We start from the raw sequence: 19,128 nt of genomic DNA on the forward strand, positions 1-19,128 counted from the left end.
CAGAATTCGCAGAACCATTCCAACACGGCACCACGATGTTCAAGTCCTTCTTTTTCGCCCGCCGCTGGTGGGCCTGGTCACTCCTCGGTTCTGTCGTCATTCTTCTAGCCACCGCTTACCGTGTGCAGCTGGACGTGCAGATCAACGACTGGTTCGGCAGCTTCTACGACCTGATTCAAGAGGCTCTGGGCAAGCCCGGCAGCATCACCGCAGAGCAGTTCTGGGGGCAGCTGTCGACCTTTGCACGCATCGCCATGATCTATGTGACGACGGCGGTGCTGGTGGATTTTTTCAGCAAACACTACATCTTCCGCTGGCGCCAGGCGATGAATGAGCACTACATGGCGGCCTGGCCACGCCTGCGGCACATCGAGGGCGCGGCACAGCGTGTGCAGGAGGACACCATGCGTTTCGCCCGCACCATGGAGGACCTGGGCCTGAGCTTCATGCGCAGCCTCATGACGTTAGGCGCCTTTTTGCCGGTGCTCTGGACGCTGTCCGACAAAGTCACTGCGCTGCCCCTCATCGGTGCTGTTCCACATTCACTGGTCTGGGTCGCTCTGGCCTGGTCCTTGGGGGGCACGTTGCTGCTGGCCTGCGTGGGCGTGAAGCTGCCAGGGCTGGAGTTTCACAACCAGCGGGTGGAGGCGGCGTACCGCAAGGAGCTGGTACTGGGCGAGGACGACCCGAACCGGGCTTCTCCCCCCACGGCGGCCGAGCTGTTCGCAGGCGTGCGCCGCAACTACTTCCGGCTGTTTTTCCACTACCTGTACTTCGATGTGGTGAAGTGGTCCTACCTGCAGGTGAGTGTGCTGGTGCCCCTGGTGGCGTTGGGCCCCACGCTGATCGCGGGGGTGATCACACTGGGAGTGATGCAGCAGATTGCCCGGGCCTTTGACAAGGTGCTGGAGTCGTTCCAGTTCCTGGTGCTGAACTGGAGCACGGTGGTGGAGCAGATCTCGATCTACAAGCGCTTGCGCGCTTTCGAGCAGCAGATGCTCAAGGCAGAACCTGAGGCTGCCTGAGTGCGGTTCAGAAACCTGCGGGGGCGCATGGTCATGGTGGACGCACAGACTGTGCCCCACCTGGATGGCCGAGTACCGACGCGGGAGAGGGCGGCCCCAAGACCCCTGGCGCTAGCGCACCTGCTTCTTTTCGAGCTTGCGCGTGAGGGTGCGGCGGTGCATGCCCAGGCGCCGCGCGGCCTCCGACAGGTTGAAGCCCGTTTCTGCCAGCACCTCGTTGATGCGTTCCCATTCCAGCGTCTTGATGGAGCTGGAGCGGTTGGTCAGCTCCACCTCGGCATTGCCTTCCCTGAGGCCAAATGCCGCTTCGATGTCGTCGGTGTTGGAGGGCTTGGCGAGATAGTGGCAGGCGCCCAGTTTCACGGCTTCCACAGCGGTGGCGATGCTCGCAAAACCCGTCAGCACCACGATCAGCATCTCTTCGTCCGCAGCGTGCAACGTCTGCACGCAGGCGAGACCGGAGGCCTCGCCCTTGAGCTTGAGGTCCACCACCGCATAGCCGGGCTGGTACTGCTCCAGCAACACCTCCACGTCGGCCAGGCTGGCTGCCTGCAACACACTGTAGCCACGCCGTTCAAACGAACGGGCCAGCGTGCGCGCAAAGGCTTCGTCGTCTTCGACGATCAGCAGCTGTCGTTGCGCTTCTTCAGTGTCCACGGTGGGTTCTTTCGTTCATTCATACCTTCTGGGGCAGCGCAATCGAGGCCAGGGGCAATTCGATGGTCACCTGTGCGCCGCCTTCGGGCCGGTTGCGCGCCTCCACGCTGCCACCCAGGGTGCGGGCAACATTCAGCACCAGATACAGCCCCAACCCTCCGCCAGGGCGGTTCTTGGAAGACTGGTACGGCGTGCCCAGCTTGGACAGCATGTCGGGCGCAAAGCCGGGGCCGGCATCGGTCACGGTCATGCACAAGGCGTCTGCATTGCGCGTCACCGCCAATCTCACCCAGCCTGGAGAGGCATCTCGTGCATTGTCCAGCACATTGAAAACCATTTGCTTGAGGGTGGTGTCCGACACCATGGGTGTGTCGGTGCCGAAGTCGTTGTCGTAGTCAAACTGGGGGATCGTGCGGGTGCTGCGCCATTCCTCGGCCAGCGCATCTACGAACTTGCGCACGGTGGTCTGCACCGATGCCTCGCCGCGCGTCTCACCCGCCGACAGCAGGATCCCACTCACGATGCTCTTGCACCGCTGAACCTGCGTCTGCATCTCGGCAATGTCTTCCTTGAGTGCGGCATTGCTGGTCAGCCGCTTGTCGTGCTGCCAGTCGCCCAGGATCACCGCTAGGGTGGATAGAGGCGTACCCAGCTCGTGTGCTGCCCCCGACGCCAGCAGGCCCATGCGCACGATGTGCTCTTCTTCCACACGGCGCCGGCGTGCGGCCGCCAGGCGGGCATCGCGCTCGCGCAGGTTGCGGTGGATGCGGGTGATGAACACCATCACCAGCGTGGCGTTGAGCACAAAACACACCAGTAGCCCAAGCACATACAGGCTCGACAGGCCCTGGTGCAGATCCTGGGGCAGGGCCAGTGGCAGGTGGTGGTCTGCCAGTGCCGCAAAGCACAGCACGGTGATGATCACGATAGACCAGATGTAGGCACCCCGCAGCAGCACGGCGCCGAGCGTGATCTGCAACAGGTACAAGAACACGAAGGGGTTGCTGGTGCCACCGCTCAGGTACAGCTGCACCGTGAGCACCGCCACATCAATCAGCAGTGCCAGAAACAGCTCCACGTTGCGCACCGCGCGGCCCGTGCGCAGGCGCAGCAGGCTCACCACGTTGAAGACTGCCAGGCAGCCGACGACGAGCAGCATCTCCTGCAGCGGCAGCTTCAAGCCCAGGCTGTAGTGCGCCATCTCGATGGTGAACACCTGGCCCACCACCGCAATCCAGCGCAGCTCAATCAGTTGCTGCAGGTTCTTGATACCGGCGGCTGCGTCAGCGGAGCGTGCGTTGCGCGGCGCAGTGGCCAGCGCAGGGTCAGGGCGTGGTGGGTGGGTGTTCATCGTGGGTCGGGAGGCGGCTGGCGGCCCGTGCGCCCATGCGGCGCTCGTAGCGTGCCACATACCAGCCGGCAACGACAACCATGAGCGCAAGACCATACCAGGTCAGGGCGTACACCAGGTGGCTGTTGTGAAACCGGATGACGGTCAGGCCAGCGCGGGGCCAGCCAGAGACTGCTGAAGGAGCCGCTGCGGTACCGGGTAGCCCGGCATCCACAAAAAACGGAGCCGCCCGGGGCAGACCCAACGCGCTGCTGATGGCGGCCACATCACGCGAGTACCAGCGCTGCTGTGCCGGATCGTTGGTGCGCAGAAAACCACCGCCGGGTTCGGTCATCCGCAACAGCCCCTGGACGGTGGCCGGGCCATCGGCGTTGGGCGGGGCCTCCAGCCATTGGGCACGTTGCTCCTGAGGCACAAAGCCCCGGTTCACCAGCACCTGGGCGCCGTCGTCCTGTTGCAGGGCCGTCATCACCCAGAACCCCGCGCCCAGCTCGGTGACGGCCTGGGTCAGCACCGTCTTGCCCGGTAGCCAGCGGCCCTGAAAGACCACTGGCAGGTACTCATACTGTGCCGCACTGATGCCGCGCCATTGCGCCACGGGGGGCAAGGCGACCGGTGCGGAGTGTACCCGTTGGTCCACCCTTTCGATGAGGTCCAGCTTCCAGGCGCGGCGCTGGACCTGCCAGGTGCCCAGCGACACAAAGCCCAGGAACAAAGCCATGCCCAGCACCAGCAGGACTGCGCGGCGCAAGCCCCGGCGCGGCACTGCCATGGTGGTGGGGGCTGCGTCCATCAGGGCGTGGAGTGTCCGGGCGCCTCGTGTGTAGGCGGCGTGGGCGTGGGGTGCTCCGGCATCATGTTGGCGTTCATGTGGAACATCACCCACAAGGTGCCCGCAATGGCGATGGCTACGAACACTACCGTGAAGATGGTGGACAGCAGCGTCCAGCCGCCTTCGATCTTGCCGTTCATGTGCAGGAAGAACACCATGTGCACCAGGATCTGGATCACGGCGAAGCCGCCCAGCACCAGTACGGCCGTGTTGCGGTCCGCAATCACCTTGGCCATCACCAGCCAGAAGGGAATGGCCGTGAGGATGACGGACAGCACAAACCCCGTCATGTAGCCCGAGAAGGTGCTGTGGGGGCCTGCGTCGTGGTGGTGATCGTCATGCCCATGCGCATCGTGCGCACCGTTGGCGTGTGTTGCGTGTTGTGCGCTCATTTACAGCACCCCCATCAGGTACACAAAGGTGAAAACGCCGATCCAGACCACGTCCAAGAAGTGCCAGAACATGGACAGGCACATCAGGCGGCGGTTGTTCTCGGGGATCAGGCCATGCTTGCCGATCTGGACCATCAGCACCACCAGCCAGATCAGGCCGAAGGTGACGTGCAGACCGTGGGTGCCCACCAGCGTGAAGAACGCCGACAGGAAGGCACTGCGCTGCGGGCCTGCGCCCTCGTGCAGCAGGTGCGAGAACTCATACAGTTCCAGGCCCAGGAAGCACAGGCCAAACACGCCCGTGACGGCCAGCCACAGCAGTGTGCCCTTCACATCGCCCAGCTGCTTGCGCAGCATGGCAAAACCGAAGGTGATGGACGACAGCAGCAGAAACGCGGTGTTGATGGCCACCAGGGTCAGGTCGAACAGCTGCGCGCCGGTGGGGCCTGCGGCATAGCTGCGGCCCAGCACGCCGTAGGTGGCGAACAGCGCTGCAAAGATGAGGCAGTCGCTCATCAGATACAGCCAGAAGCCCAGGGCCGTGCCGTTTTCAGGATGGGGCTCGTGCGCGAGGTGGTACTCGCGCGGGGCCAGGGCGCCTGCTGCGGCGCCAGCGTGGATGCGGATATCAGACATGGCGGGCCAGTTGGAGTGTGCGGGCTTCTTCGGTGGAGATCACTTCGGATGCCGGGATGTAGAAGTCACGCTTGTAGTTGAACGTGTGGATGATGGCGGCCAGAACGACAGCCGCAAACGAGACGGCCGCCAGCAGCCACATGTGCCAGATCAGTGCAAAGCCGAACACCAGCGACAGCCCCGAGATCACCACGCCAGCGCCGGTGTTGGCCGGCATGTGGATGGGCTGAAAGCCCGCCAGAGGACGCTTGTACCCGTGCTTCTTCATGTCCCACCAAGCATCGATCTCGTGCACGACAGGGGTGAAGGCGAAGTTGTAGTTAGGCGGGGGCGACGAGGTAGCCCATTCCAGCGTACGGCCGTCCCAGGGGTCGCCCGTCCAGTCGCGCAGCTGTTCGCGCTTGAGGAAGCTGACCGCTAGCTGGATCAGGAAGCAGCCAATGCCGGCGGCAATCATGGCCGCGCCGATGGCAGCGATCACGAACCAGATCTGCAGCGACTGGTCTTCGAAGTGGTTGGCACGGCGGGTGACACCCATCAGGCCCAGCACATACAGCGGCGTGAACGCCACCCAGAAGCCCACCAGCCACAGCCAGAAGGAGCGCACACCCCAGGTGCGGTCCAGCTTGTAGCCAAACGCCTTGGGGAACCAGTAGTTGATGCCGGCAAACATGGCAAACACCACGCCGCCGATGATCACGTTGTGGAAGTGGGCGATCAGGAACAGGCTGTTGTGCAGCACGAAGTCGGCCGGAGGCACGGCCAGCAGCACGCCCGTCATGCCGCCGATGGCAAACGTCACCATGAAGGCCACGGTCCACATCATGGGCAACTCGAAGCGGATGCGGCCCTTGTACATGGTGAACAGCCAGTTGAAGATCTTCGCGCCCGTCGGGATCGAGATAATCATCGTCGTGATACCGAAGAAGGTGTTCACGCTCGCGCCCGAGCCCATGGTGAAGAAGTGGTGCAGCCACACCAGGTACGACAGGATGGTGATACACACCGTGGCGTACACCATGGACGTGTAGCCGAACAGGCGCTTCTTGCTGAACGTGGCGACCACTTCGGAGAACACGCCGAAGGCCGGCAGCACCAGGATGTAGACCTCAGGGTGGCCCCAGATCCAGATCAGGTTCACGTAGAGCATGGGGTTGCCGCCCAGCTCGTTGGTGAAGAAGTTGGTGCCCACGTAGCGGTCCAGCGACATCAGCACCAGCGCAGCCGTGAGCACGGGGAACGACGCAACGATCAGTGCGTTGGTGCACAGGGCGGTCCAGGTGAACACGGGCATCTTCATCAGGCTCATGCCCGGCGCGCGCATCTTGATGATGGTCACGATCAGGTTGATGCCCGAGAGTGTCGTGCCCACCCCCGCTATCTGCAGCGCCCAGATGTAGTAGTCCAGGCCGGTGCTGGGGCTCTGCGCCCCCAGGTTGGACAGTGCCAGCCAGCCGGAGGTGGAGAACTCGCCCAGGAACAGCGACACCATCACCAGCACGGCGCCGGCCGTGGTCATCCAGAAGCTGAAGTTGTTCAGGAACGGGAAGGACACGTCGCGCGCGCCGATCTGCAGCGGCACCAGGTAGTTCATCAGGCCGGTGACCAGCGGCATCGCCACGAAGAAGATCATGATCACGCCGTGGGCGGTGAAGATCTGGTCGTAGTGGTGTGGCGGCAGGTAGCCCATGTTGTCGCCAAAGGCCATGGCCTGCTGCAGGCGCATCATCACCGCGTCGGCAAAGCCGCGCAGCAGCATCACCAGGCCCAGGATCATGTACATGATGCCGATGCGTTTGTGGTCAATGCTGCAGATCCAGTCGCGCCACAGGGGGCCCCACAGGCGGAACTTGGTGATGCCCGCCATCACGACGAGGCCGCCCAGGACCACGGCAATGAAGGTCCACAGCACAATGGGCTCGTGCGCCATGGGCACGGCGTCCCAGCTCAGGCGGCCCAGCGCCCAGTGGGATGGAGAAAGGGTTTCGGAGGTCATAGGGAAGCTCATTGACGGATGCTGGCGCCGGAGGTGGAGGCCGGTGCATTGCGGGATTCGAGTGCGGCCACCACCTGGGCGGCGTTTTGCACGGTGCAGACGTCCTGGGGCAGGTTCAGCCCCATGGCGCGCACATAGGCGTCGCCGCCCTGTGCATCAATCGCCATCATGTGGTGCATGCACATCTTTCCGTCTTCGACGCAGCGGTTGAGCACCTTGTCGTACAGGCCTTCTTCCACCGAAGCAAAGCGCTGCACCGGGTCGCGTTCGCTGGGCTTGACCAGGTTCAGGTAGGTGCCCTTGTCGAGCGGCTTGCCTTCGGTCTTGGCTTTTTGCACCCACTGGGCAAAGTCTTCGTTGCTCAGGCCGTGGAACTTGAACGTCATGCCCGAGAAGCCCGCGCCGCTGTAGTGCGACGACATGCCCTTGAACACGCCAGGCTTGTTGATCACCGCGTTCAGTTCGGTCTGCATGCCGGGCATGGCGTAGATCATGCCGGCCAGGTCGGGCACGTAAAACGCGTTCATGGTGGACGTGGCCGTCAGCTTGAACAGGATGGGGCGGTCCACCGGGGCGGCCACTTCATTGACGGTGGCGATGCCTTGCTCGGGGTAGAAGAACAGCCATTTCCAGTCCATGGCCACCACCTGCACTTCGAGCGGCTTCACATCGGCGGGCACGGCGCGCTGCGCGTCGATGCGGTCCAGAGGCCGGTAGGGGTCCAGCTTGTGGGTGCCGATCCAGGTGATGGCGCCCAGCGCAATGATGATCAGCAGGGGCACCGTCCAGATCACCAGCTCCAGCGTGGTGGAGTGGTGCCATTCCGGGTCGTATTCGGCCTCGGTGTTGCCCTGGCGGTATTTCCAGGCAAACAGCAGGGTGAGTGCGATCACGGGCACGATGATGATCAGCATCAGCAGCGTGGCGGTGATGACCATCTGGCCCTGCTGGGCAGCGACGTCACCGGCCGGGTTGAGCACGACAGCCTTGCTGCAGCCTGCCAGGCTGCCCAGCGCTGTCAGGGCGAGCAGCCAGGTGGGCCCACGAAGTTGGGGAAGTTTGAGCATGTGAAGAGCGCGATCAATGCGTTTCAGGGTAAACGCGGATAACGGGATGTGTGCGAATGTACTAGTGCTAGCTTTTTTGTCGATTGGACATTTTGTCCAAGGTCAAAAGCGCAGGCTGTTTTTTTGCACCAATGTGGTGCATTCAAGGGCTTTGAAGGACATTTCCTGCAGCCGGCATAGTGAAACCGCACTTGTGGCCTACAGAAGTTGCGTGTAGAACGGAACGGTCTGAGTTAGCTACACAACGTCAAGGAGCCATGTTCATGAGCAGCCCCGCCACTGCCACTTACCCTGCGGCCGGTTTTCACGAAAGCGCCGCCTCTCTCTCGCGGGCTGATACGCATGAGGACGTCACCCCCAGCGAAATCGCTGTGGGCGTGATCATCGGACGCTCGTCCGAGTATTTCGACTTCTTCGTTTTCGGGATCGCCTGCGTTCTTGTCTTCCCATCCTTCTTGTTTCCCTTTATGTCCCGCCTGGACGGTACGCTGATGGCCTTTGCGCTGCTGGCCGTTGCGTTCGTGGTGCGCCCGGTGGGTACCGCCATCTCCATGGCCATCCAGCGGCGCTGGGGGCGGGGCACCAAGCTGACCATTGCGCTGTTCATGCTGGGCGTCTGCACCGTGGGCATGGCGTTTTTGCCGGGCTACAAGGATGCGGGCACCGCCGCCATCGTGGCCTTGCTGATCCTGCGTGTGGGCCAAGGGCTCGCACTGGGCGGGTCGTGGGACGGCCTGCCGTCGCTGCTGGCCATGTCGGCCCCCAAGGAGCGCCGGGGCTGGTACGCCATGATCGGCCAGTTGGGCGCACCGCTGGGCTTTGTGCTGGCTGCTGGCCTGTTTGCCTACCTGTACAGCAGCCTCACGGTGCAGGAGTTTCTGGCCTGGGGCTGGCGCTATCCGTTTTTTGTGGCCTTTGCGGTGAACGTGGTGGCCCTGTTTGCGCGTCTGCGCCTGGTGGTGGGGCAGTCGTACTCTGAACTGCTCAAGGAGCGTGAGTTGCAGCCGGTGCCGGTGAGCCGCGTCATGCGCGACGAAGGCAGCAACGTGCTGCTGGGGGCTTTTGCTGCACTGGCCAGCTTTGCGCTGTTCCATCTGGTCACTGTGTTCCCGCTGTCGTGGATCACCCTGTACTCCGAGCAGCCCGTGACCCAGATCCTGGGCGTGCAGATCGTCGGCGCGTTCCTCGCGGCGGGCGCCATCATGGTGTCCGGCTGGCTGTCAGACCACCTGGGCCGCCGCAAGCTGCTGGGCGGCATGGCGGTGCTGATCGGCGTGTTCAGCTTCATGGCGCCCGTGCTGCTCAACACCGGTGAAGTGGGCAGCACCATGTTCCTGCTGCTGGGCTTTGTGCTGCTGGGCCTGTCGTACGGCCAGGCATCGGGCACCGTCACAGCCAATTTCTCGCCCCAGTACCGCTACACCGGTGCGGCCCTGTCGGCCGACCTGGCCTGGATCATTGGCGCTGCGTTTGCGCCGCTGGTGGCTCTGTATCTGTCGTCGCAGTTCGGTTTGCTGGCGGTGACGGTGTACCTGCTGTCGGGCGTGGCCTGCACGCTGGGTGCGCTGAACCTGAATCGCCGCATGGAGCGACGCGACCGCTGATGGGTGAGATTGATTTGCTATTGAATGTATAGCTGCTAGCGCATATTCCACTAGCGCTACAGGCGTAAAAAGCTAAAAAAAGCGCCCGGTTCTGCCGGGCGCTTTGCTTTGGGGCCTCACAGGTCACGGCTCAGTCCAGCGTGCCAGTGCCAACTGCAACGGGGTTTCAGTCGCAGGCGGTGAGCGCGTAGCGCGTGGGCCTGGGCAGCGCATCGGCAGGGCCGGGGATCCGCTACGGAAGGGCAAGCCCGTTCAGGGCTCGGAGCTTCGCTCAGTCCTGGGGCCTGAAGCCAATGGTCAGAGAGGGAGGTACCCGCCCATCCACATCGCGCGGCAATGTTTCGGTCTTGTCCAGGGCCCGCAGCACCGCGTCGTCCCAGGCCTTGTTGCCGCTGGACTGCACCAGCCGCTTGCCCACAATGGTGCCGTCGGGTGACAGGCGTACCTCGACCTCGGCACGTGGGTTGCCCGAGATGGCGTCCGGGTACACGATGTTGGGCTTGACCTTCGCCGCCACCTTGCCGCCGTAGCTGCCCGAGGGGCCCGCGCTGCGCTGGGCCGTGCCGGTGGCGTTTTCGGCCCCGGTCGCACCGGCCAGGCCCTGCAAGCGGCGCATGTTGTCTTCGCGCATCTTGGCCAGCTGCTTTTCTTCCGCCTCTGCGTTGCGCTTGGCGGCCTCGTCGGCCTTGCGCTTGTCTTCGGCCAGCTTCTTCTGCTTTTCCTGCTCGGCCTTCTTCTGCTCGGCCAGCTGCTTTTCGCGCTGTTCCTTCTCTTTTTCGCGTTCCTTCTGTTGGCGCTCTTTCTTCTCGTGCTCCAGGCGTTCGCGGCGTTCTTCTTCCTTGCGCTCGCGCTGCCGCTTCTCGCGCAGCTCCTGCTGCTCGCGGGCCTTCTTTTCCTGTTCCAGGCGCTTCTTTTCGCGCTCGATGGCAATGTCTGCCTCGCGCGTGTCCGGCGGCTCTGCGGCCCGCACCGGCGGTGGCGGCGGGGCGGGCGGGGTGGCCGGCTGCACGGGAGGGGGGGGGGGTGGTGGTGGGGGCTCCACGGCGCGTGGAGCTGCTTGTGTGGGCACGGCGGCCCACAACTCAGCCTCTACGGCGGGCTGGTCGGCCGTGTTCTTCCAGTTCACGCCCCAGGTCAGCGCACCGATCAGCACCGCGTGCACCAGCACCGCCAGCGTGATGGCACGCAGGCGCGCCGGTGGGCGGGGCGGGGCAAACTGATCGCGGTCGGTGTGGGCGTGCATGGGCGTCTGAGCGGTGCCGGGCGGGTTCGGTTCAACCGCCTTGCTTGACCGACAGGCCGACGCGTTGCACGCCTGCCTTTTGCAGGGCGTCCATCGCCTTCACCACGGTTTCGTACTGCACGCCTTTATCGGCGCTGATGACCACAGCGCTCTCGGGCCCCTGGCCCTTTTGCCAGCGGCTGGCGGCGTCGCCGATCTCGCGCTGGTTCAAGCTGCGCGTAGCCTCGGGGGTCTTGAACTGCAGCGTGCCGTCCTTGTTGACGATGACCTGGGCCACCACCTTGGGCATGTTCTTGCTCTTGCCCACGCTGGGCACGTCGACCACGCCGGGTGTGAGCATGGGCGCCGTCACCATGAAGATGATGAGCAGCACCAGCATGACGTCAATGAACGGGACCATGTTGATCTCGTTGATGGTGCGGCGGCCTCGGCCGCGGGATGCCATGGCGGGCATGGGGTGCCTCCCGGATCAGTGGCCCGAGGCCGTGTGGCCTGTGGACGCGGGCTGCGCGCCCAGGTTGCGCTGCAGGATGTTGGAGAATTCTTCGATGAAGGTCTCCTGGTGCGTGGCCACGCGGTCGATGTCGCGCGCAAAGCGGTTGTAGGCGATCACGGCCGGGATGGCCGAGAACAGGCCGATGGCGGTGGCGACCAAGGCCTCGGCAATGCCTGGGGCCACGGTAGCGAGCGTGACCTGTTCCATGCCCGCAAAGCCGGTGAAGGCGTGCATGATGCCCCACACGGTGCCGAACAGGCCCACATACGGCGATACGGAGCCGACCGATGCCAGGAAGGAAAGGCTGGACTCGACCACATCCATCTCACGCTGGAAGCTCGCACGCATGGCGCGGCGCGCGCCGTCCAGCAAGGTGCCCGGGTCGGTGATGCGGCGCTCGCGCAGTTTCTGGTACTCACGCATGCCGCTGGCAAAAATGCGTTCCATGGGGCCTGCCTGCTTGGCGTTCTGGGCGGCCGCTGCGTACAGGTCGTTCAGGCTGGTGCCCGACCAGAACTCGCGCTCGAAATCCTCGTTCAGTGTCTTCACGCGCTTCAGGGCAAACAGCTTGCGGAAGATGGCGGCCCAGCTGGCCACCGACACGCCCAGCAGCAGCAGCATCACGAGTTGCACCACCCAGCTGGCGTGCAGCACCAGGGAGATGATGGACATGTTTTGGGAATTCATGGTGTGAGTTGTTCCAGGAGGGTGCTTGGAATTCTGGCGGGGCGCAGGGTGGCGGCATCCACCCATCCGATGCGGATGGTGCCTTCGGTCAGCAAGGTCGGGGGCTGGTCGGTCATCTGCTCTGGTTTCAGGAGCGCCTGCTGCACTATTGTCAACGATGCGCGGCCACTGCTTTGCAGGGCGGCAGTAACAATCAGTTCATCGTCCAGCCGCGCGGGGCGGTGGTAGCGCAGCTGCGCGTCGGTTACGACAAACATGCCGCCGGTTTGTTCCCGCAACTGCTGTTGGCCCACACCCAACGAGCGCAGCCACTCGGTGCGCGCGCGCTCAAAGAACTTGAGGTAGTTGGCGTAGAACACGATGCCACCGGCATCGGTGTCTTCCCAGTAAATCCGGATCGGAAATTCAAACGCCATCGTGGGGTCGCTCGCCTTGGTCATCCGAGCAGCTTGCGCAGCCGCTCCACGGACTCCTGCAATTGCGCCATGGAGTTGGCGGTCGAGAAGCGGATAAAGCGCTCGGGCTCGGCCGTGCCAAAGTCGCGCCCCGGTGTCACGGCAATGTGCGCGCGGCGCATCAGCTCAAACGCAAAGTCCCAGCTGCCGCTCACGCCCAGGTGCTGCGCGGCCTGCGTGCAGTCGGCCCAGGCATAGAAGGCGCCATCAGGCATCACGGGCACATTCAGACCCAGCGACTGCAGCGCGGGGATGAAGAAGTCGCGCCGCGCCTTGAACTCGGCACGGCGGCGTTCGTATTCGGCAATGCTCTCGGCCTCGAAGCAGGCCAGCGCTGCATGCTGCGACACGGTGCTGGCGCAGATGAACAGGTTCTGCGCCAGGCGTTCCACCACGGGCACCATGGCCTCGGGCACCACCATCCAGCCCAGGCGCCAGCCGGTCATATTGAAGTATTTGCTGAAGCTGTTGATGCTGATGATGTTGTCGTCGATGGCGAGTGCGGTGTGGCCAAACTCTTCCTCGTACGACAGACCCAGGTAGATCTCATCGATCATCGTGATGCCGTCGTGCGACCGCACCACGTCGTGGATGCGGCGCAGCTCGTCAGGCGCAATCGAGGTGCCGGTGGGGTTGGACGGCGAGGCCAGCAGCACGCCACGCGTTTTTTCATTCCACGCCGCACGTACCTTGTCAGCGCTCAGCTGGTAGCGCTCGGCCGCCGTGGTGGGCAGCAGCACGGCCTTGCCTTCTGCAGCGCTCACAAAGTGGCGGTTGCAGGGGTAGCTGGGGTCAGGCATCAAAATTTCGTCGCCCGATTCGATGAGCGCCAGGCACGCCAGCTGCAGCGCGGCCGATGCGCCTGCTGTGACCACAATGCGGCGCGCGGGCACGTTGACGCCAAAGCGGCTCTGGTACCAGCCGCTGATGCACTCGCGCAGCGAATCGAGGCCCAGCGCATTGGTGTACTGCGTGGCGCCGTTGTGCACGGCGCGGGCGGCGGCTTCCTGCACCAGGGGCGGTGCGGTGAAGTCAGGCTCGCCGATGTTCAAAAAGATCATCGGTTCGCGCGTGCCGGCCACCTCGCGGGCCAGGGCCTGCGCGGCCTTGGCGACCTCCATCACATAAAACGGTTCAATGCGCTCGGCGCGCGTGGAAAACTTCATGGAATGGCATCCTGCCCCGACCGGGCGCCTTGTGGACGTGGTGGCGTGAGGGCGTAGAAAAAAAAGAAACCAAGCCGCCCCGGTTCAATGGGCAGGGCGGCAGCGGGGCAGGGCAGGTTCAGGCAGCGCCCGCGCCTGCGGCCTTGTCGGCGGCCACTTCCACTGCGCGCAGCTTCGGGGCCAGGCCGTTGAGCACGGCGTTCACGTACTTGTGGCCGTCGGTGCCGCCGAACTCCTTGGCGAGTTCGATGCACTCGTTGAGCACCACGCGCCAGGGCACATCCAGGCAGTTCTGGAACTCATAAACACCAATCCACATGGTGGCGTGTTCGATGGGCGAGATCTCGGCCATCTTGCGGTCCAGCAGCGGGGTGATCAGTGCGTCCATGCTGGCGGCGTGCTCGATGCAGCCGTGCAGCAGCGCGTCGTAGTGCGCCGAGTCGGCCTTGTGAAAGCCCGCCAAGTCGCGCGTGAACGCGTCGATGGCCGTGGCGTCGTTGCCGCCTACCAGGTGCTGGTACAACGCCTGCAACGCGAATTCGCGCGCGCGGCTGCGGTTGGACTTGGAGGCAGCCTTGCGTGTGCCGGTGCTCTTGAGGCCGGTGCGGCTCTGCTTGGGCGGGCGTGCCGACGATGGCGTGGGGGTGTTTTCGCTCATGACAGTTCGTCCAGCAGGTTGGCCATTTCCACCGCCACGCGGGCCGCGTCCACACCCTTTTCGGTCTGGCGGGCGATGGCCTGTTCCATGTTCTCGGTGGTGATGATGGCGTTGGCAATCGGGATCTGGTAGTCGAGCGAAAGGCGCGTGACGCCCGCGCCGGATTCGTTGGCCACCAGCTCGAAGTGGTAGGTCTCGCCGCGGATGATGCAGGCCAGCGCGATCAGCGCGTCGTACTCGTCGCTCTCGGCCATGGCCTGCAGGGCCACGGGCACTTCGAGTGCGCCGGGCACCAGCACGTGCTTGATGTGCTTTTCTTGCACGCCCAGGGCCAGCAGCTCTGCGCGGCACGCGGCGGCCAGGGTGTTGGTGATGCTCTCGTTGAAACGGGCCTGCACGATGCCGATGTGCAGCTTCTTGCCGTCCAGTTTGTCTGCGGTGCCTTTGTCTGCGCCAAACATAGTGATCCTGTTCCTGTCTTTATTCTTTGGGGATGAAGCCGGTGATTTCGAGGCCGTAGCCCGTCATGCTGGGCATGCGGCGCGGCTGGCCCATCAGCGCCATCTTGTGCACGCCGCATTCACGCAGGATCTGTGCGCCCACGCCGTAAGTGCGCAGATCCATGCGGCCGCGCTCGGGCGCCTGGGCGGAGCGGGCGGTGCCTTCAAACTGCGCCAGCAGTTGCGCGGCGCTTTCGCCGCAGTTCAGCAGCACGGCCACGCCCTTGCCCTGTTTGGCCAGGTATTGCAGGCTGGTGTCCAGGCCCCAGGAGTGCATGGAGCGGTTGACTTCGAGCGCATCGAACACCGACAGCGGCTCGTGCACCCGCACGGGCACCACGTCGTCGGCGCTCCACTGGCCCTTGACCAGCGCCAGGTGCACGGCCTGGCTGGGTTGGTCGCGGAAGGCGTGGGCAGTGAACTCGCCATAGGCTGTGTGCAGCGTGCGCGTGCCGACCTTTTCGACCAGCGACTCGTTGCGGCTGCGGTATTCGATGAGGTCGGCGATGGTGCCGATCTTGAGGCCGTGCTCGGCCGCAAACAGCTGCAGATCAGGCAGGCGGGCCATGGTGCCGTCGTCCTTCATGATCTCGCAGATCACCGAAGCGGGGCTGCAGCCCGCCATGGCGGCCAGGTCGCAACCGGCTTCGGTATGGCCGGCGCGCATCAGCACACCGCCGTCCACCGCTTGTAGCGGGAAGATGTGGCCGGGCTGCACCAGGTCGCTGGGCTGGCTGTTGCGGTCCACGGCCACCTGCACGGTGCGGGCGCGGTCGGCGGCCGAGATGCCGGTGGTCACGCCCTCGGCGGCTTCGATGGAGACGGTGAACGCGGTGCTGTACACCGTGCCGTTGCGCGCGGCCATGGGCGGCAGCTTGAGGAATTCGCAGCGCTCGCGCGTGAGCGTCAGGCAGATCAGGCCCCGGCCGAAGCGGGCCATGAAGTTGATGGCCTCGGGCGTCACGTGGTCGGCGGCCAGGACGAGGTCGCCTTCGTTTTCGCGGTCTTCTTCATCCACCAGGATGACGATGCGCCCGGCGCGCATCTCGGCCACGATGTCCTCGACGGGCGAGATCGGCACGGGGGTGAGGGGGGTGTTCATGGAAGGTTGGGGCTTTCTGTGGGAGCCTCTGGCGGTGTGCCAGCTGGCGGTGTGCTGCAGCACAGGTTCCCGTGGCCGGTGGCAACGGCTGTGCCCCCAAGAAACCGCCCCAAAGAACATGCGATGCGGCGCTGCCGCACGTCAAAGGGGCATCGTGCCCCAAAACCTCGGATTTTAGTGCACTGGGGCTGCTTGCGTGCCTGAAAGGCGCGGCCCCTGACGCAGATCAGATGGCGCTGCCCTGCAGCACCACGTCCGACGTGGGGTAGGCCACGCAGGGCAGCACGCAGCCTTCTTCCTTTTCCTCGGCCGTGAGGCCTGGCCATTCGATGGCGTAGCGCACGGTGCCTTCGACCAGCTGGCCCAGGCAGGTGCGGCAGGTGCCGTTGCGGCAGGAACTGGGCCAGTCGATGCCGCCTTGCTCCATCGATAGCAGCAGCGGCTGCTCGGGCCAGGCGTCGCACTGGGTGCCATCGGGCTCGACCTTGGCGATGAAGAAAGGGGCGGCGGTGGGTGTCGTCATGGGCGTGTCACTTCAGGGTTGGCGGGCTGCGTAGGTCCACACCAGCAGCAGGTTGTTGGCGGGCATGGGGTGCCGCGCGGCCAGTTGCAGGCCGGCATGGGCAGCCACGGTCGTTACGTCTTCGATGCGGCGAATGCCCCAGGCGGCGTCTTGTGCACGCAGGCTGGCGTCGAAGGCCAGGTTGCCCGGTGCGGTGGGCACTCCGTCTTCGAAGTAGGGGCCATACGTGACCAGGCGACCGCCCTGTGCCAGGTGCCGCGCCGCGCCCTGCATCAGCCCGGTGCAGCAGGCCCAGGGGGCGATGTGCAGCATGTTGGCGCAGTAGACCAGGTCAAACGATGCGGCGCCGAATGCCGGGCCCTCGCTGGGCCAGCGGTCGTGCAGCACGTCCAGCCGCCGGGGCGACTGCAAGTTGCGGGCACCGGCCTGCGCGGCCCAGCCGGTGATGGAGCCAAAGTGGGTGTCCTGCAGGTCGGTGGGCTGCCAGGTCCAGCCGGGCAGGGCGGCGGCAAAGTGGGCCGCATGCTGGCCGGTGCCGCTGGCGATCTCCAGCGCAGCGCCGGTGGGGGGCAGCAACGCCAGCAACTGGGCCAGGATGGGCCCCTGGTTGCGCTCGGCGGCCGGGCTATGCTGAAGGGTCGAGGTGGACACGAGGATATGGAGTGTTTTTGGGCCGCTAGCGCTAGTGGATCATGCGCTGGCAGCTATCAAATAAAGAGCGGTCAACAAAGAACCGACGTGGACTGTACCGCAGACGCCTTACCCACCATAGCTGCCTGTTTTTTCAGCGGCACAAGAAGTTTCCTTGTAAATCAATGACTTAAAACTGTCATACAAGGCTTGTTCACAGTTATCCACAAGATTGTCCAGTGCGGACAGGGATAACCAGGGGTTTTGGAGCCTTCGGTGGGGTGGTGGGAGTGGTCTGCCCGCAGCGGGTTGTGAGTGCCTATTTTTTGGGCGGCACAAGGATATGCCTTGTAAATCAATCACTTAAACCTGTCATACAAGGCTTATCCAAGGTTATCCACACCATTGTCCAGTGCCTGTTGGGATAACCCGCATCACGATTTTGTAAATTGCCTAAAAATGAGGCAATGCGGTGCATTCCCTTGCAAATCAAGCACTTGGCGTTGTCATACAGGACTTGCCAAAACTTATCCACATGATTGTCCAGCGCGCGCAGGGATAACCTGCAAAGGGGGGCTGGCGGACTATCTCAGGCCGTGACCTTCACGCCCTTCCAGAACGCGACGCGGCCCTTGATCTCGGCGGCCTCGGGCTTGGGGTCGGCGTAGAACCAGGCGGCGTCGGTGTTCATCTCGCCGTTGACCAGCAGCGACAGGTAGCTGGCCTGGCCCTTCCAGGCGCACGTGGTCTTATGGTTGCTGAAGGTGAAGTACTCGCGGTGCAGCGCGCTTTCGGGAAAATAGTGGTTGCCTTCCACCACCACCGTGTCATCGCTTTCGGCAAGCACTACGCCGTTCCAGATGGCTTTCATGGGAGATCCTTGGGTCAAAGTGGCCGGTAGCGCCAGTACTGCATGCGCTAGCAGCTATCAAAAAATGAGTGCGGGAGGGGTGCGCCAGCCACTCCTGGAAGCCTGCGCAGCTGCCCATTATTCCCAATGTGCCGCGTTACCGCGCGCCATGTTCTGGCTCTGGAATGGGTTGGTGCGGTACCCAGTCGCCTGCGCAACGCGCACGGGCCCCGCAGTGGCTTACAGTGCAGCGCGCGGCATCCGTACCTGCGGTGGGGTGCCAGGGGTTTTTGCGTTCCACACATTCATCGACCAAGACAACAGGAGAACCTTCACCATGGGTATTGATTTCCAAGGCCGCGTGGCCATCGTGACGGGCGCAGGCGGTGGCCTGGGCCGCCAGCATGCACTGGCTCTGGCCAAGCGCGGCGCCAAGGTGCTGGTCAATGACCTGGGCGGCGCGGTGGACGGCAGCGGCGGCACGGTGACGGCCGCGCAGGCTGTGGTCGACGAGATCCGCGCCGCAGGCGGCGAGGCCCTGGCCAACGGCGCATCGGTCACCGACTTCGCGGCCGTCGAAGCCATGGTGCAGCAGGCCATTGACGCTTGGGGCCGGGTGGACATCCTGGTCAACAACGCCGGCATCCTGCGCGACAAGTCGTTCGCCAAGATGGACATGGCCGACTTCCGTCTGGTGGTGGACGTGCACCTGATGGGCGCCGCCAACTGCTGCAAGGCCGTGTGGCCGCACATGGTGGCCCAGCAGTACGGCCGCATCGTCATGACGACATCCTCCACCGGCCTGTACGGCAACTTTGGCCAGGCCAACTACGGCGCAGCCAAGCTGGCCCAGGTGGGGCTGATGCAGACCCTGGCCATCGAAGGCGCCAAGTACAACATCCACGTGAACGCCCTGGCCCCCACGGCCGCCACGCGCATGACCGAGGGCCTGATGCCCCAGGAGGTGCTGGACGCCCTGAAGCCCGAGGCCGTGGTGCCCGCCATGCTGGTGCTGGCGCACGAAAGCGCGCCTTCGCGCACCATCCTGTGCGCCGGTGCGGGCACGTTTGAAGCGGCCCACATCACCCTCACGCAGGGCATCCACCTGGGGATTGGCGCCGATGTGCCCGAGCAACTGGCGGCCCGCCTGGCCGAGGTGACCGAGCGCGCGGGCGAGCAAGTACCACAAAGTGGCGCAGCGCAAGGAACCAACGAGGTTGGACGCGCTTTGGCCGCAAGGGCTTGACACCCCTGTGGG

General features: G+C 64.3%; 21 protein-coding genes. 3 read left to right on the forward strand and 18 right to left on the reverse strand.

Annotated features, from left to right (window positions below; translation table 11 throughout):
* The first annotated feature begins 35 nt into the window (after positions 1-35).
* Complete coding sequence (gene sbmA / locus ACODSU_RS17540; protein WP_488843574.1) at positions 36-1,025, forward strand: peptide antibiotic transporter SbmA; 990 nt, start codon at positions 36-38, stop codon at positions 1,023-1,025.
* 111 nt (positions 1,026-1,136) lie between these two features.
* Here sbmA and ACODSU_RS17545 read toward each other — a convergent pair whose 3' ends face one another.
* The 7 genes from ACODSU_RS17545 to cyoA are packed head-to-tail and all read right to left on the reverse strand — an operon-like array spanning position 1,137 to position 7,956.
* Positions 1,137-1,682 (reverse strand): response regulator transcription factor, encoded by a 546-nt coding sequence (locus tag ACODSU_RS17545; protein ID WP_060984687.1) that lies wholly within the window; start codon positions 1,680-1,682, stop codon positions 1,137-1,139.
* A 19-nt stretch (positions 1,683-1,701) separates the two neighbouring features.
* Positions 1,702-3,033, reverse strand: a complete 1,332-nt coding sequence (locus tag ACODSU_RS17550) for an ATP-binding protein (protein WP_060984686.1) — start codon at positions 3,031-3,033, stop codon at positions 1,702-1,704.
* Positions 3,008-3,826 (reverse strand): SURF1 family protein, encoded by an 819-nt coding sequence (locus ACODSU_RS17555; RefSeq protein ID WP_488843576.1) that lies wholly within the window; start codon positions 3,824-3,826, stop codon positions 3,008-3,010. Before ACODSU_RS17555 ends, ACODSU_RS17550 begins: the two co-directional genes overlap by 26 nt.
* Positions 3,826-4,257, reverse strand: coding sequence for a cytochrome o ubiquinol oxidase subunit IV (gene cyoD / locus ACODSU_RS17560; RefSeq protein WP_295943103.1), 432 nt, complete (start codon positions 4,255-4,257; stop codon positions 3,826-3,828). The genes ACODSU_RS17555 and cyoD overlap by 1 nt, the downstream gene beginning before the upstream one ends.
* Positions 4,258-4,893 (reverse strand): cytochrome o ubiquinol oxidase subunit III, encoded by a 636-nt coding sequence (cyoC, locus tag ACODSU_RS17565; protein WP_015015041.1) that lies wholly within the window; start codon positions 4,891-4,893, stop codon positions 4,258-4,260.
* Positions 4,886-6,889: a cytochrome o ubiquinol oxidase subunit I gene (cyoB, locus tag ACODSU_RS17570; protein ID WP_488843578.1), complete on the reverse strand. Its 2,004-nt coding sequence runs from the start codon at positions 6,887-6,889 to the stop codon at positions 4,886-4,888. Before cyoB ends, cyoC begins: the two co-directional genes overlap by 8 nt.
* Positions 6,890-6,897: 8 nt before the next feature.
* Positions 6,898-7,956, reverse strand: coding sequence for a ubiquinol oxidase subunit II (gene cyoA / locus ACODSU_RS17575; RefSeq protein ID WP_108498854.1), 1,059 nt, complete (start codon positions 7,954-7,956; stop codon positions 6,898-6,900).
* 263 nt (positions 7,957-8,219) lie between these two features.
* On the opposite strand from cyoA, the gene ACODSU_RS17580 reads away from it, so the two are divergent.
* The gene (locus ACODSU_RS17580; RefSeq protein ID WP_110961307.1) at positions 8,220-9,560 is read left to right on the forward strand and encodes an MFS transporter; all 1,341 of its coding nucleotides are present in this window, start codon (positions 8,220-8,222) and stop codon (positions 9,558-9,560) included.
* Positions 9,561-9,831: 271 nt separating this feature from the next.
* On the opposite strand, the gene tolA is transcribed toward ACODSU_RS17580, so the two are convergent.
* The 11 genes from tolA to ACODSU_RS17635 form a co-directional block, all read right to left on the reverse strand.
* On the reverse strand, positions 9,832-10,803 hold the full coding sequence (gene tolA / locus ACODSU_RS17585) for a cell envelope integrity protein TolA (protein WP_488843581.1): 972 nt from the start codon (positions 10,801-10,803) through the stop codon (positions 9,832-9,834).
* Between the two features lie 31 nt (positions 10,804-10,834).
* Positions 10,835-11,257 carry an ExbD/TolR family protein gene (locus ACODSU_RS17590; protein WP_056064849.1) on the reverse strand — a complete coding sequence of 141 codons (423 nt, stop codon included), beginning with the start codon at positions 11,255-11,257 and terminating at the stop codon, positions 10,835-10,837.
* A 15-nt stretch (positions 11,258-11,272) separates the two neighbouring features.
* Entirely contained in the window at positions 11,273-11,986 is a 714-nt protein-coding gene (gene tolQ, locus ACODSU_RS17595; RefSeq protein WP_015015035.1) for a protein TolQ, read from the reverse strand.
* Positions 11,983-12,402 carry a tol-pal system-associated acyl-CoA thioesterase gene (ybgC, locus tag ACODSU_RS17600; RefSeq protein ID WP_056065182.1) on the reverse strand — a complete coding sequence of 140 codons (420 nt, stop codon included), beginning with the start codon at positions 12,400-12,402 and terminating at the stop codon, positions 11,983-11,985. The genes tolQ and ybgC overlap by 4 nt, the downstream gene beginning before the upstream one ends.
* Positions 12,403-12,422: 20 nt before the next feature.
* Positions 12,423-13,607 carry a pyridoxal phosphate-dependent aminotransferase gene (locus ACODSU_RS17605; protein WP_488843583.1) on the reverse strand — a complete coding sequence of 395 codons (1,185 nt, stop codon included), beginning with the start codon at positions 13,605-13,607 and terminating at the stop codon, positions 12,423-12,425.
* Between the two features lie 118 nt (positions 13,608-13,725).
* Positions 13,726-14,265, reverse strand: coding sequence for a transcription antitermination factor NusB (gene nusB, locus ACODSU_RS17610; protein ID WP_060983965.1), 540 nt, complete (start codon positions 14,263-14,265; stop codon positions 13,726-13,728).
* Positions 14,262-14,726 carry a 6,7-dimethyl-8-ribityllumazine synthase gene (gene ribH / locus ACODSU_RS17615; RefSeq protein ID WP_488843585.1) on the reverse strand — a complete coding sequence of 155 codons (465 nt, stop codon included), beginning with the start codon at positions 14,724-14,726 and terminating at the stop codon, positions 14,262-14,264. The genes nusB and ribH overlap by 4 nt, the downstream gene beginning before the upstream one ends.
* Positions 14,727-14,745: 19 nt before the next feature.
* Positions 14,746-15,867 carry a bifunctional 3,4-dihydroxy-2-butanone-4-phosphate synthase/GTP cyclohydrolase II gene (ribBA, locus tag ACODSU_RS17620; RefSeq protein WP_060983967.1) on the reverse strand — a complete coding sequence of 374 codons (1,122 nt, stop codon included), beginning with the start codon at positions 15,865-15,867 and terminating at the stop codon, positions 14,746-14,748.
* 226 nt (positions 15,868-16,093) lie between these two features.
* Positions 16,094-16,390 (reverse strand): 2Fe-2S iron-sulfur cluster-binding protein, encoded by a 297-nt coding sequence (locus ACODSU_RS17625; RefSeq protein WP_056064834.1) that lies wholly within the window; start codon positions 16,388-16,390, stop codon positions 16,094-16,096.
* 12 nt (positions 16,391-16,402) lie between these two features.
* Positions 16,403-17,041 (reverse strand): DUF938 domain-containing protein, encoded by a 639-nt coding sequence (locus ACODSU_RS17630; protein WP_488843587.1) that lies wholly within the window; start codon positions 17,039-17,041, stop codon positions 16,403-16,405.
* Between the two features lie 568 nt (positions 17,042-17,609).
* Positions 17,610-17,891, reverse strand: a complete 282-nt coding sequence (locus ACODSU_RS17635; RefSeq protein WP_015015027.1) for a DUF427 domain-containing protein — start codon at positions 17,889-17,891, stop codon at positions 17,610-17,612.
* Positions 17,892-18,207: 316 nt separating this feature from the next.
* Between ACODSU_RS17635 and ACODSU_RS17640 the strand changes: the two genes are divergently transcribed.
* A complete protein-coding gene (locus ACODSU_RS17640; RefSeq protein WP_060983969.1) occupies positions 18,208-19,116 on the forward strand; it encodes an SDR family oxidoreductase in 909 nt (302 codons plus the stop codon).
* Positions 19,117-19,128: the final 12 nt, after the last annotated feature.

It is taken from the genome of Acidovorax sp. FG48 (assembly GCF_057809085.1).